Raw genomic sequence first — 24,566 nt, 5'->3', positions numbered from 1 at the left:
GGGCCCCCCCCCCGCCCCGCCGGCCGCCCCCGCCGGCGCCGGGGGCGGCGCGGGCCCCCCCCCCGGCCGGCCGCGGCGCGCGGGCGGGGGCGCCGCCGGCGCCGTCGACGCCGACACCGCCTGGTACGCGCAGGCCCTGGCGGCCGCGCTGCGCGAGCGGGCCCGCCCGGTGCTCTTCGCCGCCTGGAGCGGCTTCTGGAGGCCTCGCTCGCTGCGCTACGAGCACGGCCGCGACGACCCCGACGCCTACCTCGACACCTGGCTGGACGTGGCCGGCCTGCACCGCGAGGTGCTCGACCCGCTGGGCGCGCGCACCGGCCGCTGGTGGGTGCCCTCGCTGTACGACCCGGGCACCGACCGCGCCTCGCGCGCGGCGCGCGAGGCGGTGCCCGACGACGCCGTGCTCGTGCTGGCCGGCCCCTTCCTGCTGCGCGACGAGCTGCGCTGGAGCCTGGACGCCGTGGTGCACCTGTCCACCTCCGACGCCGCGGTGCGCCGGCGCGTGGACCCCGCCGACGCCGGGCGGGTCCTGGGGGCCTGGCACCGCTACCTGGGCGAGTGCGACCCGCTCGAGCGCGCCGACGCGGTGCTGCGCTGCGAGGACCCGCGCCACCCCGCGGAGCTGGTGCGCGGCTGAGCCGCGGCGCGGCGCCCCCTCGGCTGCGCGAGCGCCCTCAGCTCCAGGAGTCGTCGCCGGGCACCGGCAGCGCGCCGCCGTACCAGGCCTCGATGAGGCGGCGGGCGATGGAGACCCCCGGCGGGGGCAGCACGCGCCCGGCGCGCACCTCCCCGGCCAGCTCCCCGCGCGTGAACCAGCGCGCCAGCGCGATCTCGTCGCCGTCGACGCGGATGTCGGTGGTCACCGCGCGGGCGGCGAAGCCGACCATGAGCGAGGCCGGGAACGGCCACGGCTGGCTGCCCAGGTAGCGCACGTCCTCGGGGTCGGCGCCGACGACGATCCCGGCCTCCTCGAGCACCTCGCGGCGCACGGTGTCCTCGAAGCACTCCCCCGGCTCGACGAAGCCGGCCAGCACCGAGTAGCGGTTCTCCGGCCACACCGGCTGGTGCCCCAGCAGCAGCCGGTCGTCCGGGCTGACCACCGCCATGATCACGGCGGCGTCGGTGCGCGGGAAGTGCTCCTTGCCGCCCGGCTCGGCCTTGACCCAGCCCGCCGAGCCCGGCGCCAGCGGCTCGCCGGTGCGCGGGGAGAAGCGCGTGACCGCGTGCCAGTTGCCCATCGAGACCGCCTCGGTCAGCAGGCCCGCGTCGCGGTCGCCGAGGACGTCGCCCACCTCGCGCAGGCCCCGCCACTCCTCGTCGCCGGCCGCGCCGTCGGCCACCTCCGGCTCGGCCTCGTCCGAGACGACCGCGACGAACTCGCTGGCGCCGTCGGTGCCCAGGTACAGCAGCAGGTCGCGCTCCCCGGGCGCCGGCACCCGCCCCGGGGCGCGCAGCACCAGCTCCAGGCCCGCTGCGGTGCGCACCACCGGCGCGCGCCCGGCGTGCACGCGCAGCACCCGCGTGGCCGGGGAGGCCCACAGCCGCTCCAGCAGGCCCGGCTCGGCGCGGCGGGCGCCGGCGCGGTCCAGCCGCTGGCGCGAGAGGGCCAGGTCGCGCAGCGGCGGGGCCGGCAGGGGCACCCCCGCCGGCTCGGGGCGGGCGGTGTCCACGGCGCGGGAGGTCACCGCTCCACCCTACGGAGGCGCGCGCGCTCTACCGTGGCCCCCGTGCCCGTCCGCTCGCCGCAGGTCCTCGCCGCCCTCGCCACCGCCGCCGTGCCCGGTCTCGAGGTCGTCGCCGCGGGCCCGGCCGACGACGACGGCGCCGACTTCGACGTCGCGCTCGTCGCCGCCGCCTCCGGCCGGCGCCTGACGGTGCGCGCCCCGCGCCGCCCGGCGGCCGCGGCCGCGCTGGACGCCGAGCTGGAGCTGCTGGCCGGGCTGCACGAGCCGCTGCCGTTCGCGGTGCCGCGCGCGGCCGGCACCGTGGTGCTGCCCGAGGGCGGGCGCTGCGTGGTCTCCCCCGAGCTGCCCGGCGCCGCCCTGCAGCCGGAGGACCTGCGCCCCGGCCCCGGCCTGGCGCGCTCCCTCGGCACCGGCCTGGCCGCGCTGCACCAGGTGGACGTCGCCGTCTTCGCCGACGCCGGCGTGCCCGTCTACGACGCCGAGGAGTACCGCCGCCGGCGGCTGTCGGAGCTGGACCGCGCCGCGGCCACCGGCCACGTGCCGCCGCGGCTGCTGACGCGCTGGGAGGTGCTCATGGAGGACGTGGCGCGCTGGCGCTTCGCGGCCACCCCCGTGCATGGCGACCTCGTCGGCGAGCACGTGCGCACCGACGGCCGCGAGCTGACCGGCATCACCGGCTGGGTCGACGCCAAGGTCGCCGACCCCGCCGACGACTTCGCCTGGCTGGCCGTCGGCGCCGAGCCCGACGCGCTGGAGTCGGTGCTGGAGGCGTACGCGCACGCCCGCCACGACCCCCTCGACCCGGACCTGCTGCTGCGCGCCCGCCTGGCCGGGGAGCTGGCGCTGGCCCGCTGGCTGCTGCTGGGGCTGCGCACCGAGGACGCCGGCATCGTCGAGGACGCCCGGCGCATGCTCGACGACCTCGACGCCCACGCCGGCGCCGTGCCGCTGGGCTCCTGAGTGGACGCGCAGCGCGACCTGCGGCTGGCCTCGGTCAACGCCGCCTCCGGCCGCGACCTGGCCACCGGGCGCGTGGACACCGCCCGGCTGGCCGCGGCCGTGGCCGCCCTGAGCGCCGACGTCGTGGCGCTGCAGGAGGTCGACCACCTGCTGCCGCGCAGCGGCGGGGAGGACCAGAGCGCGACTGTCGCGCGCGCCTGCGGCGTCAGGCGCGACGGCTGGCGCTTCGCCGCCGCCGTGCACGGCACCCCCGGCGACGCGAGCACCTTCCGGCCCGCGCCGGCCACCGTGCCCGGCGAGCCGTCCTACGGGGTGGCGCTGCTGTCCCGGCTGCCGGTGCTGGAGTGGCGCGAGCTGCGCCTGGACGCCGGCGCCGGGCGGCTGCCGCTGCTGCTGCCGCCGGGCGCCGGGCGGCGGCTGCGCTGGATCCCCGACGAGCAGCGCGCCGTGGTCGCCGCCGTCGTCGACGCCCGCGCCCCCGGCGCGCGCGGGTCCCGGCCGGTCAGCGTGCTGGGCACCCACCTGTCGTTCTCGCCGCTGCGGGCCGTGGGCCAGCTGCGCGAGCTGAAGCGCTGGGCCGCGGACCTGCCGCGCCCGCTCGTGCTGCTGGGCGACCTGAACCTGCCGCCCGGCGTGGTCGGGCGGGTCCTGCCGTGGCGGCCGCTGGTGGCCGGGGCGACGTTCCCCTCCCCGGCCCCGCGCGTGCAGCTCGACCACGCCCTCGCCGACGGCCTGGGCGCGGCGGCCACCGCCCGCGGGCGCGTCGAGCGCGTCGGCGGCAGCGACCACCGCGCGGTCGTGGTGGACCTGCGGCCCTGAGCGGGCCGGTCCGCACCCCCGGACGCGCCCGGCTCACACCTCCCGGTCGGCGACCGGCACGGACGTGACCAGCCGCTCGAGGTCCTCCTCGCGCAGCAGGTCCACCGGTCGCACCGTCTCGCCCGTGGAGGCGTGGAAGAACGCCGCGCTGACGTCCTCCAGCGGCACCCCGCGCCAGCGCGACCACGCCAGCCGGTACACCGCCAGCTGCACGTCGCGCGCCCGCGCCGCGTCGCCGGTCGGCGGGCGGCCCGTCTTCCAGTCCACGACGTCCCAGAGCTCGCGCCCGTCCGCCCCGGTGGAGCGGAAGACCGCGTCGATGCGCCCGCGCACCGCCAGGCCCGCCACCGGCGTCTCCACCGAGACCTCCACCGCCACCGGGTCCCGCTCGGCCCACTCGCTGGCCAGGAAGCGCGCCTGCAGCGCCGCCAGCTCGCGGTCGTCGGCGGCGTCCTCGTCGGAGGCGCCGGGCAGGTCCTCGAGGTCGAAGAGGTCGGCGGCGGTGAAGCGGTGCTCCAGCCAGGCGTGGAAGGCGGTGCCGCGCCGGGTCGCCGGGCGCGGCGCCAGCGGCACCGGGCGTCGCAGCTGCAGCGCCAGCGCGTCGGGGTCCTGCGCCAGGGCCACCAGCCGCGAGGCCGACAGGTGCGCCGGCAGCAGCACGCCGCCGGCGGCGCCGACCGCGTCGCGCTCGGCCAGCAGCAGGTGCACCTGCTGCGCCCAGCCCACCACCTCCTCGTCGACGCCGTCGGCCGCGTCGAGACCCTCGACCCCCTCGAGCCCGCCGGACCCCTCGAGCCCCTCGAACCCCGCGGGCCCCTCGAGCCCGGCGCCGGGGCGGGCCGCCAGCGCCGCGCGCACCGCCCGCGCCCCCGCCTCGACCTCCGCGCGGCGCGCGGCCAGCGGGTCGACCGGCCACACCACCCGTTGCGGCTGCGCGGTACGCGGGTTGGGCGCGCCCGGCTCCGGCGCGGGTGCCGGCGGCACGCTGACCAGGCCGGGCAGGTCCGCCGCCTCGAGGACCTCGCGCAGGAACCGCGACGCCGCGCGCGGGGCGGCGGCGTCGTCCCAGTGGGCGCCGCTGAGCAGCAGCTCCTCCTTGGCGCGCGTGAACGCCACATACGCCAGGCGGCGCTCCTCGGCCATCTCGTGCTCGCCGCAGGCCTCGCGGAAGCGCTGGCGCTCCAGGTCCAGCTCCTTCTGCGTGGCGCAGCGCTCCACGTGCAGCTCCGGCAGGCCGGCGCGGTCACCGCGCAGCGGGTACGGCAGCACGCCCAGGCCGCTGAGCCAGCCCGAGGAGGTCTCGCCGCCGGCGGGGAAGACGCCCTCCACCAGGCCCGGCACCGCCACCACGTCCCACTCCAGGCCCTTGCTGGCGTGCACGGTCAGCAGCTGCACCGCGTCGGCGGCCACCTCGACCGCGCCCGGCTCCAGGCCCCGCTCGCGCGCCTCGGCGGCGTCCAGCCAGGACAGGAAGCCGCCCAGCCCGGGCCGCTGCGCGGCGGCGGAGAAGGAGGCGGCCGCGTCGGCCAGCGCGTCGAGGTTGCGCCGCCCCGAGGTCGGGGAGCTGCCCGGGCGGGCGGCGACCTCCACGTCCAGCAGCAGCGCGCGCTCGACCTCGCCCACCAGCTCCGGCACCGGCAGGTGGGTGCGCGCGCGCAGGTGCCGCAGCACCGCGGCCAGCCGGCCCAGCCGGGCGTGCGCGGCCGGGGACAGCCCCCGCCCGGCGGGTCCGCGCCACGACGGCGGCGGCAGCTCGTCCAGCGCCTCCACGAGGCTGGCGTCCTCCACCTCGTCGGGGCGCACGTGCGCCCCGCCGCCCGGTCCGTCGGGGCCGCCGGGGTGCTCGCCGGCGCGGCCGCCGCGCACGCGCTGCAGGTGGCGCGCCCACTCCCCCAGGGCCGCCAGGTCCCGCGGGCCCAGCCGCCAGCGCGCCCCGGTCAGCAGCCGGGCCAGCTGGTCGCCGCGCCCGGGGTCGTGCAGCACGTGCAGCGTCGCCACGACGTCGACGACCTCGGGGGTGGACAGCAGCCCGCCGAGCCCGACGACCTCCACGGGCAGCCCCGCCGCGCGCAGCGCCCGGTGCAGCACGGGGAACTGGCTGCGCTTGCGGCACAGCACCGCCGCGGTGCGCCGCGGGCGCGGCGAGGCGCCGGGCACGCGCCGCTCGGCGGCCAGGCGCTCGGAGTCGGCGCGCCACACCTCCGCCAGGCGGGCGGCGACCTCGGCGGCCTCCTCCTCGACCGTGGCCGCGAACGCCGTGCGCACGCGCCCGGTGCCCGCGCCCGGGCGGGCGCGCAGGCGCACCACCGCCGCGGCGGGCCCGGGCCCGGCCGAGAGCGGGTCGGCGACGACGTTGGCCGCGGCCAGCACCGCCTCGTCGTTGCGCCAGCTCGTCGCCAGCGGCGCCACCCGCGCCGGGGAGCCGTCGGCGCGGCGGAACTGCGCCGGGAAGCGGGCCAGGTTGCCGGCGCTGGCGCCGCGCCAGCCGTAGATCGACTGGTGCGGGTCGCCCACGGCGGTCACCGGGTGCCCGTCGCCGAAGAGGGCGCGCAGCAGCTCCAGCTGGGCGTGGCTGGTGTCCTGGTACTCGTCCAGCAGCACCACCCGGTGCGCGGCGCGCTCGGCGGCGGCCACGGCCGGCACCTCCCGCGCCAGGCGCGCCGCCACGCGCACCTGGTCGCCGAAGTCGAGCTGCTCGGCCACGCGCTTGCGGCGCGCGTGCTCGCGCAGCAGCGGCACCAGGGCGTGCCGGGCGCGCTGCACCGCCAGCACCTCGGCGACCTTCGCGTACGGCGCGCCGGGCACGTGGGCGCCCAGCTTGGCCACGGAGCGGTCGTCCTTGGGCAGCACGCGCACCCGCTCCTCGAGCTGCTCCACGAAGCGCTCGAGGTCCTCGGGCTCGACGAGGTGCTCGGCGCACTCCGCCGACAGCTGCACCAGCGCCGCGGCGACCGTGGAGGGGGCCACGTCCACCCCGGGCAGGTCGCCGCGCCAGCGCTCGACCACCTCCGAGGCCAGCTGCCAGGAACCCGCCTCGGACAGGACCGTCGACTGCGGCTCGACGCCCAGGCGCAGGCCGTGGTCGGTCACCAGCGAGGCGGCGTACGCGTGGTAGGTGGAGACCACGGGCTCGCCCTCGCCGAAGCCGTCGCCGGGCCCGTCGCCGGGCCCGTCACCGGCCCCCTCACCGGGGTGGGGCGCGGCCGGGGCCAGGCCGTGCGCGCGCAGCGCCCGCAGCCGGCGGCGCACCCGCTCGGCCAGCTCCCCGGCGGCCTTGCGGGTGAAGGTCAGCCCGAGGACGTCCTCGGGGGCGACGAGGCCGTTGGCGACCAGCCACACCACCCGCGAGGACATCGTCTCGGTCTTGCCGGACCCGGCGCCGGCGACGACGAGCAGCGGCTCGACGGGCGCCTCGATGACGGCGACCTGCTCGGGCGTGGGCCGCGGGCGGCCCAGCCGCTCGGCGATCTCCTCGGCGCCCAGGCGCGGCGCGGGCGCGCCGGCGCGCGGCGCGGCGGTGCCCGTGGCGGTGGGGGTGCTCACCGGCCCTCCTCCTCGCACACGCTGCGCCCGGCGTCCTGCGCCGGGCAGCTGGCGCGCACCGGGCAGGTGGAGCAGTGCGTGCCGACCACCGCCTCGAACACGGGCGCGGACATGCCCTCGGCGGCGCGGGCCACCAGCTCCGCCGCCCAGCGCGGGTCCTCGTCGGCCTCCAGGGGCGCCTGGCGCTGCACGGCGACCGCGCGGTGCGAGCTGCCCAGCTGCACCAGCGCCGCCCCGCCCGCGCCCGTCGGACCGCCGGCGCCGAAGGCGCCCTCGGCGGCGACGAGCTGGTACACGCCCAGCTGCGGGTGGCGGGCCAGCTCCGCGCGCGAGGGCGGGGTGCGGCCGGTCTTGAGGTCGACCACGACGGCGCGCCCGTCCGCGTCGCGCTCGAGGCGGTCCACGCGCCCGCGCACGCGGGCCCGGCCCACCAGGACGTCGACGTCCTGCTCCACGGCGACCAGCGCGCGGCCCTCGGCGCGCGCCTGGCGGTGGTACTCGGCCAGCTTGAGCAGCATCTGCTCCGCGCGCGCCCGCAACCGGGAGGTCACCCAGCCGTCGGGCAGGCCCAGGGTGGGCCAGAGCAGGTCCAGGCGCCGGTGCAGCTCGGCGGCGTCGGCGGCCGGCGCCTCGGCGGCGATGCGGTGCACCAGCGTGCCCAGGGACTGCACCGAGGAGTCGCCCGGGCGGGCGCCGGAGGTGTCCAGCAGCCAGCGCAGCCCGCAGCGCTCGAAGGCCTCCACCCGCGAGGGCGAGACCGGCACCTCCTCCTCGCGCCCGCGCAGCGGGCCGTCGTCGGTGAGGTCCTCCACCCCGTACCAGTCGGCGGGGTCCGCGCTGGGCACGCCGGCGGCCGCCAGCCGCGCCAGCTGCGCGGCGGCCGCGGCCCGTCGCGCGGGCGGTTCGACGGCCGCCGGGGCGCACACCACCTGCCGCAGCCGGGCCACCAGCGCCGGCAGCGAGACCGGTCGCGGCACCTGCGCCAGCGGCCGCTCGCCCTCCTCGTCCACGGCGGCCGGCTGCTCGCGCTCGGCGACGGCGCCGACGAGCTCCAGGAACGCCGAGGGGCGCTCGTCCTCGGTGCGCACCGCGGTGACCACCAGCTCGTCGCGCGCGCGCGAGACGGCCACGTGGAACAGCCGCAGCTCGTCCTCCAGCACGGCCCGGCGCGCGCCGGGGGCGTCGGCGGCGCGGCCCTCGACGACGTCGACGAGCGCCTGCGCGCCCAGCACGGAGCCGCGCAGGCGCAGGTCCGGCCACACGCCCTCCTGCACGCCGGCGACCACGACGAGGTCCCACTCGCGGCCCACCGCGCCCTGCGGCGTGGTCAGGGTGACCGCGCCGGTCTCCGGGGCGCGGTCGGCGAGGGTGTCCTCGGGGACCTCCGCGGAGCGCATCTGGTCCAGGAAGCGCAGCGGGCCCGCGCCGGGGAAGCGGTCCACGAACCGCCCGGCGGCCTCGAACAGGGCCAGCACCGCGTCGAGGTCGCGGTCGGCGCGGGCGGCCTCGGCGCGCGCGGAGGCCCCGCGGGCCAGGGCGGCGCGCTGCCAGCGCGGCCCCAGGCCGGCGGCGTCCCACAGCGCCCACAGCACCTGCTCGGCGTCGGCGTCGTCCCGTGCGGCCGCGGCGCGCCCGGCCTGCAGCACCGCGGCCAGGCGCTGCGCCGGGCGCAGGGCGGGGTCCTCGTCGGCGAGCAGCGCCACGTCCGCGGTGGCGGGGTCGTCGGCGCGCGAGGCGCCGGCGAGCACCCCGGCCAGGGCGGAGGTCAGGACGGCGTCGCTGCTGCGCCCGCCGCCGGCGGCCAGCTCGGCGCGGCGCAGGCACTGGCGCAGCCGCCGCAGCGCCACGACGTCGGCGCCGCCCAGCGGGGAGGTGACCAGCTCGCGGGCGACGTCGGCGTCGAAGGTGCCCGGGCGCAGCACGGCGCCCAGCGCCGTCAGCAGCGGGTGCACGGCCGGCTCGTCGCGCACCGGGACCTCCGCCTGCGGCACGGCCAGCGGCACCCCGGCCGAGACCAGGCCGCGGCGCAGGGCCGCGGTGTGCCCGGCCGAGCGCACCACCACGGCCATCGACGACCACGGCACGCCCTGCAGCAGGTGCCGGCGGCGCAGGCGCTGGGCGATCCAGGCGGCCTCCTGGGTGGGCGAGCCCAGCACCGCGACCTCCACGCCGCCGGGCGCGGGGCCGGCGCCGGGCCGCCGGCCGGCCTGCACGGCGCGCTGCGGCGCGCCGCCCAGCGCGCCGACCCGGGCGGCCACCGCGGCGGTCACCGCGCGCACCGCGGGCTGCTGGCGGTGGCAGGTGCCCAGCAGCACCGTGGGCGCCGGGCCGCCGTCGGCGGCGCGGAAGCGCTCGGCCAGCGCCGAGGCCGCGCGGGCGTCGGCGCCGCGGAAGCCCTGGGTCACCGAGTCCGGGTCGCTGACGAGCAGCAGGTCGCGCCCGCCGCCGGCCACGGCCTCCACCAGGCGCAGGCCCGCCTCGGACAGCTCGTGGGCGTCGTCGACGGCGACCAGCTGCCAGCGGTCGCGCTCGGCGGTCAGCGCCTGCGGGGTGGCCGTCAGCTGCACGACGGCCTCGTCGACCACGCCGGCGGGGTCGTACGCCTCCGCGCGGCCCAGCGCGTTGACCTCCTGGTACTCGGCCAGCAGCGAGGCCGCCGCCCGCCACTCCGGGCGCCCGTGGCGCGCCCCGAGCTCGGCGAGGTCCTCCGGCAGCAGACCGCGCTCGACGGCGCGCATGAGCAGGTCGCGCAGCTCGTTGCGGAAGCTGCGCAGCCCCCACGCGTCGCGCGGGACGTCGGCCGGCCACTCGGGGGCGCGCACCGCGTCCACCCGCCCGGCGGCCTGCAGGGCGCTCTCGAAGGCCTCGGCGACCTCGTCGGGACCGGTGGCGGTGGCCGCCAGGTGACCGGCCAGCAGCTCGGCGAGGATCGTGTCCTGCTCGGCGCCGGAGATCAGCCGCGGCGGCGGGTCGCCGCGGTGGGCGTGCACCGCGCGCAGCAGGCCGAAGGCGTACGACTGCGGGGTGCGCGCGGCCGGCTGGCCCACGGTGCGCCGCAGCGCCAGGGACAGCTCGTCGCGCAGCGCGCCGGCGGTGCGGCGGCTGGGCGAGAGCACGAGCACCCGGTCCGGGGCCAGGCCGTCGCGCTCGACGCGCGCAGCCACCAGCGCCCGCAGCGTCGTGGTGCGCCCGGTGCCCGGCGCCCCGCGCAGCACCATCGGCCCGCTGCCGGGACGCGTGGCGACCACGGCGCGCTGGGTGGCGTCCAGATCCACGGGCCCGCCCGCCGCGTCCGTCGCGCGGCGCAGCAGCGGCACCGCGGCCGGCCGTCGCGCGCCCGCGCCCCCGCCGGGCGCGCCCCACCCGCCGGGCCCCGCGCCGCGACCGTCCCCGCCCGCACCCTCCGTCAGCACGCCGGACATGCCACCACAGCGCTCCGACACCCCGCCGCGCTCACGGCCCGCCCGGCCCGCCCGGTCCGCCCGGCCCCTCCGGCGCACCCGGGCCCTCCGGCGCACCCGGGCCCTCCGGCGCACCCGGGCCCTCGTAGCCGGCCGCGTCCCAGCGCGCGGCGCCCAGGTCCACCCGCACCAGCGCGGGGTCGGGGTCGTCGCGGCGCAGCAGGGTGCCCTCGGCGCGCCAGCGCACCACCGCCCGCGCCGCCAGGGCCGGTGCGGCGCTGCCGTCGGCGCGCAGCACCCGCCACCACGGCACGTGCGAGCCGTAGCGGCGCAGCACCGCGCCGACGAAGCGCGGCCCGCGGTCGCCGACGAGCTCGCCGACGTCGCCGTAGGTGAGCACCCGTCCCGGCGGGACCGCCTCGACCACCTCCAGCACCTCCTCGGCGCGCGCCGGCAGCCCGCCCGGCGAGCCGGGCCCGGGCCCGCTCAGGGGTTCGGCCACGGGTTGGGCAGGGCACCGCCCAGGCCCTTGGTCTGCTGCATCATCACCGGCGCGCGCCGCCCCGCGCCGGGGCCGGGCTCGTGCCCGTGGCCGAGCAGGTGGCCCACCTCGTGGTTGACGACGTACTGCCGGTAGCCGGTGCGGTCCTCGCCGTAGTCGGGGATCGCCTCGACCCAGCGGTACCAGGTGAGCACCGCCGCGTCGCCGACCCGGCACGAGAGGGTGCCCATCGTGCGCAGCGGCCGGCACAGGGCCGCGGAGGTGTCCGGTGTGGCCAGCACCAGGCGCAGCTCGGCGTCGCCGTCGGTGCGCGCGAAGCTCGTGGTGCCGCCCGCGCCCCAGCCGCGCGGGTCGTTGAGCACGCCCAGGGCGAAGTCCGCGAAGCGCACCGGGTCCAGCAGGCCCGCGTCGGCCAGGTCGGCCTCGACCTCCACCCGCAGGGTGCGCACGCGCGCCGAGGGCGGCGCGGGCGAGGAGCCGGGCACCACGAGCAGCCGCCCGCCCCCGCCCCGCGGCACCTGCCGCTGCAGCACGCCGGCGGCCAGGTCCGGCTCGGCCAGCCCCGGCGGCAGCGGCGGCGGGGGCGGGGGCGTCGAGGGCGGCGGGGGCGCCGCGGGGCTCGGGGGCGCCGCGGCGGTCGCGGTGGTGCTCGCGCCCGCCGGCGCGGCGGTGGCGCCGGGGCGCTGCGCGGGCCCGCTGCACCCGGCGGCCAGGGCGGCGGCACCGGCCAGGAGCAGGCCGCGGCGGGAGGGACCGCGGCGGCGGGCGGCGCGGCGGTCGGCGGGGCGGCTCGCGGCGATCACGCCCCCAGCGTGCCACCCCGGCCCGCGGCGCGCGCCGTCCGCCGACGGCGAACTCGCCGCGCACCGGAGGGCCCGGCGCACCCGGCGGCGACTAGCCTCGCTGGACGACCGCACCCCCGAGCACGGGCGGTGCCGGCGCGATCGACGACCCGGGAGGAACAGCGGTGGAGGTTCGCATCGGCGTGCAGAACGTGGCGCGCGAGCTGGTGCTGGAGTCCAACCAGACCAGCGAGGAGATCACCGCGGCCGTGGACGCCGCGCTCAGCTCCGGCGGCGTGCTGCGGCTGAAGGACGAGAAGGGCCGCACCGTCGCCGTGCCGTCCGCCACCCTCGGCTACGTGGACATCGGCGCCGCGGAGGTGCGCAAGGTCGGCTTCGGGCTGTCCTGACCGCCGGGGGGACCGGCGACGACGACGCCGCGGACGCGCCGCGGACGCGCCACGGGCGCGCCCGCGGCGTCGTCGTGCGCGGGCGGCGGTTACCATGGTCGTGTTCAGGGTTGCCCGGTCGTCAGTCGCGATCGGCTGCCGACTGCCGCGACGCGGCCCCGCACCGCAGGACGCGCCCGTGACCGGGCAGCGCCGGTGGACGACCCGCCGGCTCTCCCCCGCGGGGCGCCCGGTGCCCGGCCGCCGCCGCCCCGCCCGGGAGACGCATGACCGACGCAGCGGGGTCCACCACGACCCCCGAGACCACCCCCACCGAGAACACCGCCGGCACGACCGGCGAGAGCACCTCCGCGGCCACCGCCGCCCCGGCCGCGCCCGCCGAGGGCTTCGCCGCCTTCGGCGTGGACCCGCGCATCGTCGAGGCCCTGGCCGGCGCGGGCATCACCACCCCGTTCCCCATCCAGGCCATGACCCTGCCGGTGGCCCTGTCGGGCCACGACATCATCGGCCAGGCCAAGACCGGCACCGGCAAGACGCTCGGCTTCGGCGTGCCGCTGCTGCAGCGCACCGCCGTGCCCGGCGACCCCGCCCACGAGGCGCTGGCCGCCCCCGGCAAGCCGCAGGCCCTGGTCGTGGTGCCCACCCGCGAGCTGGCCGTCCAGGTCGCCGGGGACCTGGGCACCGCCAGCCGCGTGCGCGGCGGGCGCATCCTGACCGTCTACGGCGGGCGCGCCTACGAGCCGCAGATCGAGGCGCTGGCCAAGGGCGTCGACGTCGTCGTCGGCACCCCCGGGCGCCTGCTGGACCTGGCCCAGCAGAAGCACCTGGACCTCTCGCACGTGACGTGCGTGGTGCTCGACGAGGCCGACGAGATGCTCGACCTGGGCTTCCTGCCGGACGTGGAGCGCCTGCTGGCGCAGACCTCCCCGGCCCGCCAGACCATGCTGTTCTCGGCGACGATGCCCGGCGCGGTCGTGGCCCTGGGCCGGCAGTACATGCGCCAGCCCACCCACATCCGCGCGGTGGACCCCACCGACGACGGCGCCACCGTGGCCGCGATCACGCAGTTCGTGTACCGCACCCACGCGATGGACAAGGTGGAGGTCCTCGCCCGCCTGCTGCAGGCCGAGGGCCGCGGGCTGACGATCGTCTTCAGCCGCACCAAGCGCACCGCCGCCTCCGTGGCCGAGCAGCTCGCCGAGCGCGGCTTCGCCGCCGCCGCCATCCACGGCGACCTCGGCCAGGGCGCGCGCGAGCAGGCGCTGCGGGCCTTCCGCTCCGGCAAGGTCGACGTGCTCGTCGCCACCGACGTGGCCGCCCGCGGCATCGACGTCGAGGACGTCACGCACGTCGTGAACTACCAGTGCCCCGAGGACGAGAAGACCTACCTGCACCGCATCGGGCGCACGGGCCGCGCCGGCAACACCGGCACCGCCGTCACGTTCGTGGACTGGGACGACCTGCCGCGCTGGGCCCTGGTGGACAAGGCCCTGGGCCTGGGCTTCGGCGAGCCGGTGGAGACGTACTCCAGCTCCCCGCACCTGTTCGAGGACCTGCACATCCCGGCGGGCACGACGGGCCGGCTGCCGCGCACCCAGCGCACCCGCGCCGGGCTGGAGGCCGAGCAGATCGAGGACCTCGGCGAGGTCGGCGCCGCCAAGGGCCGCCGCCCCCGCCGCGAGGGCGGCGACGGTGGGCGGGCCGCGGGTGGTGGGCGGGCCGCGGGCGGTGGGCGCGCCGGGGGCGGTGGGCGCGCCGCGGGCGCGGACGCCCCGGGCGAGGCGGCGGACGACGCCGAGCGGCCGCGGCGCACCCGTCAGCGCCGCCGCACCCGCCACGGGGAGGACGGGGAGGACACCGGCGCGAGCACCGGCACCGCCCCGGACGAGACCGCCCCGGACGGGACCGCCCCGGACGGCGCCGGCGACGGCTCCGCGGGCGCGCAGGACGCCGTGGACGCCGCGCCCGCCGGCGCCGCTGCGGGCACCGCCGCGGACGCCGCGGCCGAGAGCGGCACCGCCGCCCCGCGCCGCCGTCGCCGCTCGCGCGGGCGCTCCTCGGCGCCGGGCGCGGGCACCGCGGCGGAGGAGCCCGCGGGCGCCGGGGACTGATCCCGAGCTGCGATCACGGCGCGCCCCCCGCAAGGTGGGGGGCGTGCCGGCCCGAGACACCGAGTCGCGCCCCGGGGTCGCACGCCGGCCCGGGGGCGTGAGCGCGCTGCTGCACCGCGGTCCCGTCCCCGAGGTGGCCGTGCTGGCCGCCGGGCTCGTGGAGGAGCTGCACCCGCTGCTGCGCGAGCTGGCCGGGCGCGACCCGCGCCCGCGCTGGCAGCGCGCCGCGGCCGCGGCGGCGCTGCTGCGCGCGGCCGTGGAGGACCCGTGCCGGGCGATGGTGCTGGCCGCGCGCGAGCGCGCGGTGGACGGCGACGTGCACGTGCGCGCCGAGGGCGCCGACCCCGACACCGCCGCGCTGCGCCACGCGCTGCGCGTGTGGGCGGTGCTGCGCACGGCCGGGGCGGCCGGGCGGGCGCCGGAGCCCGGGGACGCCGAGCGCTACGTGTCCGGGCAGCGCTCCAGCGCGGTGCTGCTGGGCGCGGAGCCGGACGACCTGCCCGGCACGCTGGAGGAGGTCGAGGCCGACGTCGAGCGGGTGCGCGGGGACGTCCTCGCCGGGCGCCCGGCCGCCGCGCTCAGCGCCGTCGGCCCGCCGCCCGCCGCCCCGCCGCGACCGCGCTCGCCCTTCCCCGACGCCGGCGGCGCACCGGCGCCGTGGGCGCGCGCGACGCTGCTGGCGGGGGCCGTCCTGCCCGGGTGGGCGCGCGCGCTGTTCACCGGCGCGCCCGACGACCTCGGCGGGCCCGGTGACCCGCGGCTGCGCGAGGCGCTCGCGCGGCTGCCCGACCTCGGCGCCGCACCGGCACGTCCCCGCTGACCGCTCACGGGCGGCTCCCCGGGCGGTGCCGGTGACGCCTCGGGCGGCGGCTCAGGCGGTGCCGGTGACGAAGGCGCGCACCGCGTCGGCCACGAGCTGCACCGCGATGGCCGACAGCAGCAGACCGGCCACGCGGGTGACGAGCAGCACCCCGGAGTCGCCGAGCACGCGGTGCACCACCCCGGCGAAGCGCATCGCCAGGTACAGGGTGACGTGCACCGAGACCACGCCCGCGGCGATGGCCAGGTGGTCGTCCCAGCCACGGGACTGCTGCACGTAGACCATGGTGGCGACGATGGCGCCGGGCCCGGCCAGCAGCGGGGTGCCCAGCGGCACCAGGGCGACGTTGACGCCGACGGTGGAGGTGGGCTCGTCGCCCTTGCCGGTGAGCAGCTCCAGCGCGATGAGCAGCAGCAGCAGCCCGCCGGCGGCCTGCAGCGCGGGCAGGCTGATGTGCAGGTAGTCCAGGATCCGCTGCCCGAAGAGGGCGAAGGCCACGATGACGCCCAGGGCCACCAGCACCGCCTGGCGCGCGGCGCGCGAGCGCTCGGCGGAGGTGAACGGGGCCGTCAGCCCCAGGAAGATCGGCACGGTGCCCAGCGGGTCCATGATGACGAACAGGGTGACGAAGGTCTCGCCGAAGAGCTGCAGGTTCACGCGCCGCGGACCCCGTCCGCGCGGCCGCTGCCCGCGCGCACCTCGATCTCGCGCAGCACGTCCGGGTCGGTGGTGTGCTCGCCCAGCGCGTTGCGCTTGCCGGTGCCGTGGTAGTCGCTGGAACCGGTCACGAGCAGGCCCAGGGAGCGGGCGAGGTCGCGCAGGTGGCGGCGCTCGGCGTCGGAGTGGTCGCGGTGGTCGACCTCCAGCCCGGCCAGCCCGACGGCGACCATGGCCTCCACGTCGGCGTCGCCGACGCAGCTGCCGCGCTTGGAGGCGGCCGGGTGCGCGAGCACGGGCACGCCGCCGGCGGCGCGCACCAGGGCGATGGCCTCCAGCGGGTCGGGCGCGGTGTGCGGCACGAAGTACGGCCCGCGCCCGGACAGCAGCGTGGCGAAGGCCTCGTCGCGGTCGGCGACGACGCCGGCGGCCACGAGGGCGTCGGCGATGTGCGGACGGCCGATGGTGGCCCCGCCGTGCACGTGGGCGAGCACGTCCTCCCAGCGCAGGCCGGTGTCGGCGCTCATGCGCTCGACCATGCGCTGCGCGCGGGTGACCCGGGAGGTGCGCGAGGCGTCGAGCATGCCCACCAGGGACGCGTCGGCGGGGTCGTGCCAGTAGGAGAGCAGGTGCACGGAGACGCCGTGCACGAGGCAGCTGACCTCCATGCCGGGCACCACGCGCACCCCGAGGCGCTCCCCCGCGGCCAGGGCCTCGGCCCACCCGCTGGTGGTGTCGTGGTCGGTCAGGGCCACGACGTCCAGTCCGGCACCGGCGGCGGAGGCGACGAGCTCTGAGGGTCGTTCGGTGCCGTCGGAGGCGGTGGAGTGCGTGTGCAGGTCGATGCGCACCGGGCGAGCTTACCGACCGCCGGGAGCCCTCCTCACCACGCAGAGTGATCGCAGCCGCGGCACGGACCGGCCGTCACACCCACTGCACCCGCGGTGACAGCGCGCCGCAGGGCACGTCGGGGGCGTGCTCGCGCTCGCGCAGGTCGACGAGCTCGAGGTCGTCCAGCAGCGTCGCGCCCGCCGCGGCCGGCCACAGCAGCGCCCACAGCCACACCCCGCCGGCCTCGCCGACGAGCACGGCGCGGTCGCCCTCGGCGGGCACGGCCCACAGCGGGGTGGCCGCCCCACCGGCGTGCGCGCGCGCGGCCGGCGGGCCGGAGACGAGCCCGTCGCCGGGGTCGACGTCCGCGCGCCCGGCCAGGTGGGCGCCCAGGCCCGTGCCGGGCTGCTCGCTCACCAGCAGCATCTCCGCCACCGTCGGGTCCCCCGGGGCGCCGTGGTGCGGGCCGCTGGCGGCCACGACGACGGCCTGCGCGTCGTGGCGGTCGTCGCGCACGCAGCGGGTGCCGGTGACCAGCCAGCCCGTCGGCAGCGGCCACGGCAGCCACACCGGCACCTCCGAGCGCCGGGCGATCCACTCCAGGTGGGCCGCGTCGGCGGGGCGCGCCGGTTGCAGGGGGACGACCTCGCCGTGCGCGGCGCAGGTCGCCGAGGAGTGCCAGATGCTGGGCGCCCGGACCACGTCGTCGCAGCGAGGGCACCGCGCCGTACCGCTCATGCCTCACCGTCCTACGCCGTGCGCACGGCGTCAACCTGGGCGTGACTGTGCGTGAGGGGCGGGGACGGCGACAGCGGCGGCGCCCGGGGGGATGATGGGGCCGTGAGCGCCGCGAGCCAGCAGACCAGCACCCCGCCCGCCGTGGAGGAGCTGCTCGACGCGCAGCACCCCGAGGGCGGGCGGCCCACCCCCGAGCCGCTGGACGACGCGCGGGGCGAGGGCGCCGAGGACCCCAAGTCGCACCGCTCGGTGCCGCGCTCGGCGGCCTTCCGCCGCTTCATCGCGCAGGGCTGGGGGCCGCGCCCGGCCGAGGACACCGCGCCGTCGGCGGCCGCGCCCTTCGCCGCGCGCCGGCGCGCGGCGCTCTCGGCGCTCTTCCCCGGCGAGGTCCTCGTCGTGCCGGCCGGGCCGCTGGTGCGCCGCTCCAACGACACCGACTACCGCTTCCGCCCGCACTCGGCGTTCGCGCACCTGACGGGGCTGGGCACCGACCGGGAGGCGGACGCGGTGCTCGTGCTGCACCCGCGCACCCCCGCGGACGGCGGGGACGACGCGGAGGGCGTGGACGCCGCGGGCGGCGGGCACGAGGCGGTGCTGTACCTGCGCCCGCAGGGCAGCCGGGACTCCGAGGAGTTCTACGCCGACGCCCGCTACGGCGAGCTGTGGGTCGGCCCGCGCCCGGGCCTGGCCGCGCAGGAGGCCGTCACCGGCGTGCCCTGCCGCGACGCGGCGGCGCTGGCGGACGAGCTGGGCGCCTGGGTCGCCGCGCCCGGCACGAGGGGCCTGCGCGTGGTCGCCGACGCCGACCCGGCCGTCACCGCCCTGGTGGCGCCGTTGCGCACGGCCGCCGCCGAGGAGGTCGCCGCCGCCGACGACGAGCTGGTCACGGCCCTGTCGGAGCTGCGGCTGGTCAAGGACGAGTGGGAGGTGGGCGAGCTGCGCCGGGCGGTGGCCGCCACCGCGCGCGGCTTCGAGGAGGTCGTGCGCGCCCTGCCGCGCGCGGTGGGCCACCCGCGCGGCGAGCGCGTGGTCGAGGCCGCCTTCGACGGCACCGCCCGCGTGGAGGGCAACGGCGTGGGCTACGAGACGATCTCCGCGGCCGGGGACCACGCCTGCACGCTGCACTGGATCCGCAACGACGGGCCGGTGCGCGCCGGCGACCTGCTGCTGCTGGACGCCGGCGTGGAGGCGGACTCCCTCTACACCGCCGACGTCACCCGCACCCTGCCGGTGGACGGGCGCTTCAGCGAGCCGCAGCGGCGCGTGTACCGGGCCGTGCTCGACGCCGCCGACGCCGCGTTCGCCGTCGCCCGGCCGGGGGTGCGCTTCCGCGAGGTGCACGAGGCGGCCATGCGGGTGATCGCCGAGCGCCTGGCGCAGTGGGGGGTGCTGCCGGTGGACGCGGCCGCGTCCCTGGAGCCGGGCGGGCAGTACCACCGGCGCTGGATGGCGCACGGCACCAGCCACCACCTGGGCCTGGACGTGCACGACTGCGCGCAGGCGCGCCGGGAGATGTACCTGGACGCCGAGCTGCGCCCGGGGATGGTCTTCACCATCGAGCCGGGCCTGTACGTCAAGGCCGAGGACGAGCTGGCACCGCCGGAGCTGCGCGGGATCGGCGTGCGCATCGAGGACGACGTGCTCGTCACCGAGGACGGGGTGGAGAACCTCTCCGCGGCGCTGCCGCGCGAGCCCGACGCGGTGGAGGCGTGGATGGCCTCGCTGCGCGGCTGACGCGCCGCGCCCGCCCGGACCGCCGGGCGGGCGCGGTAGCCGGTTCAGCCGCCGGAGCCCTCGCGCTCCTGGCGGGCGCGCTCCTCGGCGGCGCGGCGGGCCCGGCGCTGCTCCTCGACCTTCTCGGCGTAGGTGGGCCCGGACAGGTCCGGCTCGACGGGCTGCTCCTCGCGCCGCGGGGCGTCGTGGCCGGCCGGCGGGGGCGGCGGTGCCGCCGGGCCGGTGCCGGGCTGCGGCGGCGTCCAGCCCTGCGGGGCGCCCGGGCGGGCGGAGGGGTCGGGCGCGCCCCACGCGCCGGCGGCGTGCGAGCCGGGCGCGGGCGGCTCGGGCGAGCCCCAGGCGCCCTGCGCCGGGCCGCCGGCGCGGCCGAAGCCGTTGGGCAGCCGGGAGAGCACCTGGCGGGCCTGGCCGGACATCTGCGGCAGGCACAGCACCACGTACTCCGAGGCGACGATCTGGCTGGCGGAGGTGAAGTCGCGCCGCCCGCCGGTCAGGGCGTAGGAGATGACGGCGAAGAGCATCCCGAAGCCGGCGCCGATGAGCAGGCCGGTGAGCAGCCCGGCGGTGCCGCCGTTGCCGAACACCGAGAGCATCAGGCCGATGAGCAGGCCGAACCAGGCGCCGGAGGCGGCGCCGGCGAAGGCGGCGCGCCCGTAGGTCAGGCGCCCGGTGACCCGCTCCACCATCTGCAGGTTGTTGCCCACGATGGTGACGTTCTGCACCGGGAAGTGCTCGTCCGAGAGGAAGTCCACGGCCCGCTGCGCCTCGGCGTAGGTGCCGTAGCGGCCGATCGCCTCCCCCTGCGGCGGGGTGGGGGCGGACAGCCGCTGCTGACCGCCCAGGGGGCCCAGGTTGGACATGCGCTTCCCTCACGGGTCGGGGCGACCCGCCCGCACCGGGCGGGGCCGGGGGCCGTCGGGCCCCTGCCGGGTCAACGCGCCGGGCACGGTGATCGTGCCCGGCGCGGCGGTCGTGCCCGCGCCCGGCGCGGGGCCCGCGCGCCTCAGGCGCTCTGGCGCTTGGCGCCGGCGCGCTCGCCGGCCTTGCGGGTCGCCTGCACCTCGCTGCGGGCGCCGGCGGTGCTCAGGTCGCCGCTGGCGGTCTCCAGGTGGGCGCGCACGAACCAGTGGTACTGCTCCAGCTGCCCGGTCTGGTTCGTCAGCAGGTCCTCGGTCACCGGGTCCAGCTCGCCGGTGGCCTCGATGGCCGCGCGGTGGTCGGTCAGGACGCCGGCGTAGACGAGGTCCAGCGCGCCCAGGTGCTCGATGGCGCCCGCGCGGCCGATGGAGTAGTCGTCCCAGTCGCGCTCGGCGACCAGCGCGCCGGGGGTGCCCACCGGCGAGGCGCCCAGGGTGGCGATGCGCTCGGCGACGGCGTCGGCCATCTCGCGCACCGCGTCCACCTGCGGGTCGAGCATCTCGTGCACGGCGATGAAGTTGGGGCCGACGACGTTCCAGTGCACGTGCTTGAGGGTCAGGTGCAGGTCCGTGAGGGCGGTCAGGCGGTTCTGCAGGATGGCCGCGACCTCGCCGCCCTGCTCGGGGGTCAGTCCGGGGACCGTGTAGGCGGGGGTGCCGGACGCCTTCAGCTTCTTGCTCTCCTTGGCCATGGGCGCCACGGTAGGAGGGGCGTGCGCGGTGCGCGCGCCGAGATCGCGCCCGCCGCGGCGGCGGGCGCGCGCACGGGCGCGGGCACGGGCGCGGGGTGCGCGCGGCGCCGGGCGCACCGGGGCCGCGGCGGGCTCTAGCCTGAGGCGGTGACCGGTTCCCCCAAGCGCGTCTTCGCCGCCCGGCTGGCGGGCACGTCGGTCTTCGACCCGCAGGGCGACCAGGTCGGGCGGGTGCGCGACGTGGTGGGCGCGCTGCGCCCGCGCGGGCCGCACCGGGTGATCGGCCTGGTGGTGGAGGTGCCCGGGCGCCGGCGCGTCTTCGTGCCGATGACGCGGGTGACGAGCGTGGACAACGGCCAGGTGCTGACGACGGGGCTGGTCAACATGCGCCGCTTCGAGCAGCGCGGCACCGAGACGCTGCTGCTGGGCGAGCTGCTGGACCGCACCGTGGAGCTGGCCGACGGCAGCGGGCAGGCCACCATCGAGGACCTGGGCCTGGAGCAGGTGCGCGCGCGCGACTGGCACCTGACGAAGCTGTTCGTGCGGCGCGGGGCGGCGCACCGCGGGCTGTCCGGGCGGCTGCGCCGGCGCGGGGAGACCACGACGGTGGACGTCGGCGCCGTCGTCGGGCTGACGGTCCCCGAGGCCGACCAGGGCGCGACGAACCTGCTGGCCGCGTTCGAGGAGCTGCGCGCCACCGACCTCGCGGAGGTCATCCACGAGCTGACGCCCAAGCGGCGCCGGGAGGTCGCCGCGGCCCTGGACGACGAGCGGCTGGCCGACGTGCTGGAGGAGCTGCCCGAGGACGACCAGGTGGAGATCCTCTCCGCGCTGGAGGGCGACCGCGCCGCGCACGTGCTGGAGGAGATGCAGCCCGACGACGCCGCCGACCTGCTCTCGGAGCTGCCGGCGGAGCAGGCCGAGCGGCTGCTGGCGCTGATGGAGCCGGACGACGCGGACCCGGTGCGCCGGCTGCTGGCGTACGACGAGCGCACCGCGGGCGGGCTGATGACCTCCGACCCGGTGGTGCTGGCGCCGGACGACACGGTCGCCGAGGCGCTGGCGCACGTGCGCCGCGTGGAGCTGACCCCGCCGCTGGCCAGCGCGGTGTACGTGTGCCGCCCGCCGCTGGAGACGCCCACGGGCCGCTACCTGGGCACCGCGCACCTGCAGCGGCTGCTGCGCGAGCCGCCGCACACCCCGCTGGGGCAGGTGATCGACAACGACGTGGAGCCGCTGGCCCCGGAGGAGTCGCTGCAGGGGGTGACGCGCCGGCTGGCCGCGTACAACCTCGTCTCGGTGCCGGTGGTCGACCAGGACGGGCACCTGCTGGGCGCGGTCACGGCCGACGACGTGCTCGACCACCTCCTGCCGGAGGACTGGCGCGACGCGGAGGACGACGTCTTCGAGGTCGGCCGTGGCTGAGCGCTCCCCGCGCCGCGAGCGCCAGCGCGCCGAGGCCGTCGGCCTGGACACCCCGCGCGAGGCGCGCCGGCAGCTGCTCTCGCGCCCGCAGGTGGACCCGGACGCCTTCGGGCGGGCCAGCGAGAAGTTCGCCCGCTTCATGGGCACCGGCCGCTTCCTGGTCTACATGTCGGGCTTCGTGGCGCTGTGGCTGGCGTGGAACACCTTCGCGCCCGCCTCCGTGCAGTTCGACCCGCGGGCGCTGAACTACACGCTGCTCACGCTCATCCTCTCGCTGCAGGCGTCCTACGCCGCCCCGCTGATCCTGCTGGCGCAGAACCGCCAGGACGACCGCGACCGCGTGCTCAACGAGCAGGATCGCGCCCGCGACGAGCGCGCGCTGGCCGACACCGAGTACCTCACGCGCGAGGTGGCGGCCCTGCGCATCGCGCTGCGCGACGTGGCCACGCGCGACTTCGTGCGCTCGGAGCTGCGCAGCGTGCTGGAGGAGCTGCGCGAGGAGGAGGCCGGGCGCGAGGGCCGCGAGCCGGCCCGGCGCAAGGGCGGCAAGAAGCGCAAGCGCCCCGAGCAGGCGCCCGGCGCCGCCGAGCGGCCGGGCGACGAGCGGCCGGGCGACGAGCGGCCGGGCGACGAGCGGCCGGGCGACGAGCGGCCGGGCGCCGGGGAGCCCGACGGGTGGGGGCCCCACGGCGAGCGGCCCGCTGAGCAGGTGGGCGACTCCCCCTCCAGGGCGGGCGCGCGCGTGCCGATGCACGACGCGTGACGACTCTCGACGACGCCCGCCCCGGTGCCGGTGCACCCGCGGGCCAGACCCGCAGGCGCCTCGGCGACGTGCTCGTCGAGAAGGGCCTGCTGCTGCCGGAGGACCTCGACCACGCGCTGAACGAGCAGCGCAACGGCGAGGGGCCGCGCCGGCGGCTGGGGCAGATCCTGGTCGAGCTGGGCCTGGTCTCCGAGGCGGAGCTGGCGCTGTGCCTGGCGGACCTGCTCAGCCTGGAGCACGTGGACCTGTCGAAGGTGGCCATCGCGCCGGACGTGGTGCGCCTGCTGCCGCGCGCGGTGGCCGAGCGCTGCCGGGTGCTGGTGCTGGACCGCACCCCCGAGTACCTGCTGGTGGCCGCGGCCGACCCGACGAACGTGCTGGCGCTGGACGACGTCAAGCTCTACACCCGCACCCCCGAGCTGCACGTCGTCGTGGCGATGGACTCCCAGATCCGCGACCACCTCGCGCGCGCGTGGTCGCTGACCGAGGACACCTCGCAGGTCAGCCGCATGGTCGAGGAGGCCGGCGACGAGGACGACGAGGACCCGCTGGCCTCGCTCAACGGCTCCGTCGACGACGACGCCCCCATCGTCAAGCTGGTCAACCGGATCCTGTCCGACGCGGTGCGCCTGCGCTGCTCGGACATCCACCTGGAGTCCCAGCGCGACCAGCTGCGGGTGCGCTTCCGCGTCGACGGCCTGCTGCGCGACGTGATGAGCGCGCCCAAGCGCGTGGCCCCCAGCGTCATCAGCCGCATCAAGATCATCTCGGGGCTGGACATCTCCGAGCGCCGCGTGCCGCAGGACGGGCGCACCCGCGTCGTCGTCGACGGCGCCGCGATCGACTGCCGCGTCTCGACGCTGCCGGCGCTGCACGGCGAGAAGGTCGTCATCCGCCTGCTCACCCGCGGCGACGACGTGCCCTCGCTGCCCTCGCTGGGCTTCGAGCCGGAGCAGCTGGAGATCTTCGAGCGGGCGCTGAGCGTGCCGCAGGGCCTGGTGCTCATCACCGGGCCCACCGGCTCGGGCAAGACGAACACCCTGTACGCGGCGATCCACGCCACGATGAGCCCCGAGAAGAACATCATCACGCTGGAGGACCCCGTCGAGGTCCAGCTGCCCGGCATCACGCAGGTGCAGGTGCACGCCAAGGTCGGGATGACGTTCTCCGCGGGCCTGCGCTCGGTGCTGCGCCAGGACCCCGACATCGTCCTCATCGGCGAGGTGCGCGACTCCGAGACGGCCGAGCTGGCGCTGAAGGCGTCCATGACGGGCCACCTGGTGCTCACCACGCTGCACACGAACTCCGCGGTGGGCGCCCTGACCCGCCTGGTGGACATGGGCGCCGCGCCGTTCCTCGTGGCCAGCTCGCTGACCGCCGCGATCGCCCAGCGCCTGGTGCGCCGCCCCTGCGACTCGTGCGCGGACGGCTACATCCCCGACGAGAACACCCTGGCGCTGCTGGGCCTGACGATCGAGGACATCCTCGACGCCACCCCGCTGAAGGGCACCGGCTGCCCCGACTGCGGCGGCACCGGCTACCGCGGGCGCACCGCGGTGTACGAGGTGCTCGACGTGGTGCCCAGCGTGCGCAAGGTGCTCATGAGCACGCCGACGGAGTCGGCGCTGGGCGAGGAGGCCGCGCGCACCGGCATGGCCACGCTGCGCCAGTCGGCGCTGGCCAAGGCCATGCGCGGGGAGACGACGTTCGAGGAGGTCGTGCGCGTCACCGCCGGCTGAGCGCGCTGCGCGCACCGCCCCGCGGGTCGCCGCGCGC

General features: G+C 78.9%; 20 protein-coding genes. 10 read left to right on the top strand and 10 right to left on the bottom strand.

Annotated elements, in window-relative coordinates:
- On the top strand, positions 1-637 hold a 637-nt coding region (locus tag ACRYMN_RS02545; RefSeq protein ID WP_432491641.1), incomplete at its 5' end, for a nucleoside/nucleotide kinase family protein.
- A 37-nt stretch (positions 638-674) separates the two neighbouring features.
- Here the strand turns inward: ACRYMN_RS02545 and nudC are convergent.
- Positions 675-1,685, bottom strand: a complete 1,011-nt coding sequence (gene nudC, locus ACRYMN_RS02540; RefSeq protein ID WP_432491639.1) for an NAD(+) diphosphatase — start codon at positions 1,683-1,685, stop codon at positions 675-677.
- A gap of 42 nt (positions 1,686-1,727) precedes the next feature.
- Here nudC and ACRYMN_RS02535 point away from each other — a divergent pair, with 42 nt between their 5' ends.
- Together ACRYMN_RS02535 and ACRYMN_RS02530 are read left to right on the top strand one after the other, a co-directional pair.
- Complete coding sequence (locus tag ACRYMN_RS02535; RefSeq protein WP_432491637.1) at positions 1,728-2,645, top strand: phosphotransferase; 918 nt, start codon at positions 1,728-1,730, stop codon at positions 2,643-2,645.
- Positions 2,646-3,464, top strand: coding sequence for an endonuclease/exonuclease/phosphatase family protein (locus tag ACRYMN_RS02530; RefSeq protein WP_432491635.1), 819 nt, complete (start codon positions 2,646-2,648; stop codon positions 3,462-3,464).
- Between the two features lie 33 nt (positions 3,465-3,497).
- Here ACRYMN_RS02530 and ACRYMN_RS02525 read toward each other — a convergent pair whose 3' ends face one another.
- From ACRYMN_RS02525 to ACRYMN_RS02510, 4 genes are read right to left on the bottom strand one after another with little or no spacing between them, the layout of a single operon-like run.
- Positions 3,498-7,007, bottom strand: a complete 3,510-nt coding sequence (locus ACRYMN_RS02525) for an ATP-dependent helicase (RefSeq protein ID WP_432491633.1) — start codon at positions 7,005-7,007, stop codon at positions 3,498-3,500.
- Complete coding sequence (locus ACRYMN_RS02520) at positions 7,004-10,420, bottom strand: ATP-dependent helicase (RefSeq protein ID WP_432491631.1); 3,417 nt, start codon at positions 10,418-10,420, stop codon at positions 7,004-7,006. Before ACRYMN_RS02520 ends, ACRYMN_RS02525 begins: the two co-directional genes overlap by 4 nt.
- A gap of 40 nt (positions 10,421-10,460) precedes the next feature.
- Positions 10,461-10,910: an MGMT family protein gene (locus ACRYMN_RS02515; RefSeq protein WP_432491629.1), complete on the bottom strand. Its 450-nt coding sequence runs from the start codon at positions 10,908-10,910 to the stop codon at positions 10,461-10,463.
- Positions 10,895-11,713, bottom strand: coding sequence for a DUF3152 domain-containing protein (locus ACRYMN_RS02510; protein ID WP_432491627.1), 819 nt, complete (start codon positions 11,711-11,713; stop codon positions 10,895-10,897). Before ACRYMN_RS02510 ends, ACRYMN_RS02515 begins: the two co-directional genes overlap by 16 nt.
- Positions 11,714-11,877: 164 nt before the next feature.
- Between ACRYMN_RS02510 and ACRYMN_RS02505 the strand changes: the two genes are divergently transcribed.
- The 3 genes from ACRYMN_RS02505 (at position 11,878) to ACRYMN_RS02495 (ending at position 15,033) form a co-directional block, all read left to right on the top strand.
- Positions 11,878-12,102, top strand: coding sequence for a DUF3107 domain-containing protein (locus ACRYMN_RS02505; protein WP_432491625.1), 225 nt, complete (start codon positions 11,878-11,880; stop codon positions 12,100-12,102).
- 266 nt (positions 12,103-12,368) lie between these two features.
- Positions 12,369-14,213, top strand: coding sequence for a DEAD/DEAH box helicase (locus tag ACRYMN_RS02500; RefSeq protein ID WP_432491624.1), 1,845 nt, complete (start codon positions 12,369-12,371; stop codon positions 14,211-14,213).
- Positions 14,214-14,310: 97 nt separating this feature from the next.
- Entirely contained in the window at positions 14,311-15,033 is a 723-nt protein-coding gene (locus ACRYMN_RS02495) for an oxygenase MpaB family protein (protein ID WP_432491622.1), read from the top strand.
- 51 nt (positions 15,034-15,084) lie between these two features.
- On the opposite strand, the gene ACRYMN_RS02490 is transcribed toward ACRYMN_RS02495, so the two are convergent.
- From ACRYMN_RS02490 to ACRYMN_RS02480, 3 genes are all read right to left on the bottom strand, one after another.
- Positions 15,085-15,690: a MarC family protein gene (locus tag ACRYMN_RS02490; RefSeq protein WP_432491620.1), complete on the bottom strand. Its 606-nt coding sequence runs from the start codon at positions 15,688-15,690 to the stop codon at positions 15,085-15,087.
- Positions 15,687-16,541 carry a PHP domain-containing protein gene (locus ACRYMN_RS02485; protein ID WP_432491618.1) on the bottom strand — a complete coding sequence of 285 codons (855 nt, stop codon included), beginning with the start codon at positions 16,539-16,541 and terminating at the stop codon, positions 15,687-15,689. Before ACRYMN_RS02485 ends, ACRYMN_RS02490 begins: the two co-directional genes overlap by 4 nt.
- Positions 16,542-16,614: 73 nt before the next feature.
- The gene (locus ACRYMN_RS02480; RefSeq protein WP_432491616.1) at positions 16,615-17,259 is read right to left on the bottom strand and encodes a DUF6758 family protein; all 645 of its coding nucleotides are present in this window, start codon (positions 17,257-17,259) and stop codon (positions 16,615-16,617) included.
- Positions 17,260-17,400: 141 nt separating this feature from the next.
- On the opposite strand from ACRYMN_RS02480, the gene ACRYMN_RS02475 reads away from it, so the two are divergent.
- Entirely contained in the window at positions 17,401-18,993 is a 1,593-nt protein-coding gene (locus ACRYMN_RS02475; protein WP_432491657.1) for an aminopeptidase P family protein, read from the top strand.
- A gap of 44 nt (positions 18,994-19,037) precedes the next feature.
- Here the strand turns inward: ACRYMN_RS02475 and ACRYMN_RS02470 are convergent, their stop codons facing one another.
- Both ACRYMN_RS02470 and ACRYMN_RS02465 read right to left on the bottom strand, forming a co-directional pair.
- Positions 19,038-19,853, bottom strand: a complete 816-nt coding sequence (locus ACRYMN_RS02470) for a YflT domain-containing protein (RefSeq protein WP_432491614.1) — start codon at positions 19,851-19,853, stop codon at positions 19,038-19,040.
- A gap of 143 nt (positions 19,854-19,996) precedes the next feature.
- On the bottom strand, positions 19,997-20,602 hold the full coding sequence (locus ACRYMN_RS02465) for a Dps family protein (RefSeq protein WP_432491612.1): 606 nt from the start codon (positions 20,600-20,602) through the stop codon (positions 19,997-19,999).
- A gap of 147 nt (positions 20,603-20,749) precedes the next feature.
- On the opposite strand from ACRYMN_RS02465, the gene ACRYMN_RS02460 reads away from it, so the two are divergent.
- From ACRYMN_RS02460 to ACRYMN_RS02450, 3 genes are read left to right on the top strand one after another with little or no spacing between them, the layout of a single operon-like run.
- Positions 20,750-22,027 (top strand): magnesium transporter MgtE N-terminal domain-containing protein, encoded by a 1,278-nt coding sequence (locus ACRYMN_RS02460; RefSeq protein ID WP_432491610.1) that lies wholly within the window; start codon positions 20,750-20,752, stop codon positions 22,025-22,027.
- On the top strand, positions 22,020-22,790 hold the full coding sequence (locus ACRYMN_RS02455) for a DUF1003 domain-containing protein (protein WP_432491608.1): 771 nt from the start codon (positions 22,020-22,022) through the stop codon (positions 22,788-22,790). Before ACRYMN_RS02460 ends, ACRYMN_RS02455 begins: the two co-directional genes overlap by 8 nt.
- Positions 22,787-24,529, top strand: a complete 1,743-nt coding sequence (locus tag ACRYMN_RS02450; protein WP_432491606.1) for a GspE/PulE family protein — start codon at positions 22,787-22,789, stop codon at positions 24,527-24,529. Before ACRYMN_RS02455 ends, ACRYMN_RS02450 begins: the two co-directional genes overlap by 4 nt.
- Positions 24,530-24,566: the final 37 nt, after the last annotated feature.

It is taken from the genome of Kineococcus gypseus, assembly GCF_050871305.1.
Lineage (GTDB): Bacteria > Actinomycetota > Actinomycetes > Actinomycetales > Kineococcaceae > Kineococcus > Kineococcus gypseus.
Note: the sequence above shows the minus strand (reverse complement) of the source record. Positions and strands in the feature narration are given on the sequence as shown.

Bases quoted from the DNA above. Each gene is read 5' to 3' on its own strand.
- ACRYMN_RS02500 (WP_432491624.1), top strand. From the start codon at position 12,369: ATGACCGACGCAGCGGGGTCCACCACGACCCCCGAGACCACCCCCACC.
- ACRYMN_RS02480 (WP_432491616.1), bottom strand. From the start codon at position 17,259: ATGAGCGGTACGGCGCGGTGCCCTCGCTGCGACGACGTGGTCCGGGCG.
- ACRYMN_RS02470 (WP_432491614.1), bottom strand. From the start codon at position 19,853: ATGTCCAACCTGGGCCCCCTGGGCGGTCAGCAGCGGCTGTCCGCCCCC.
- ACRYMN_RS02465 (WP_432491612.1), bottom strand. From the start codon at position 20,602: ATGGCCAAGGAGAGCAAGAAGCTGAAGGCGTCCGGCACCCCCGCCTAC.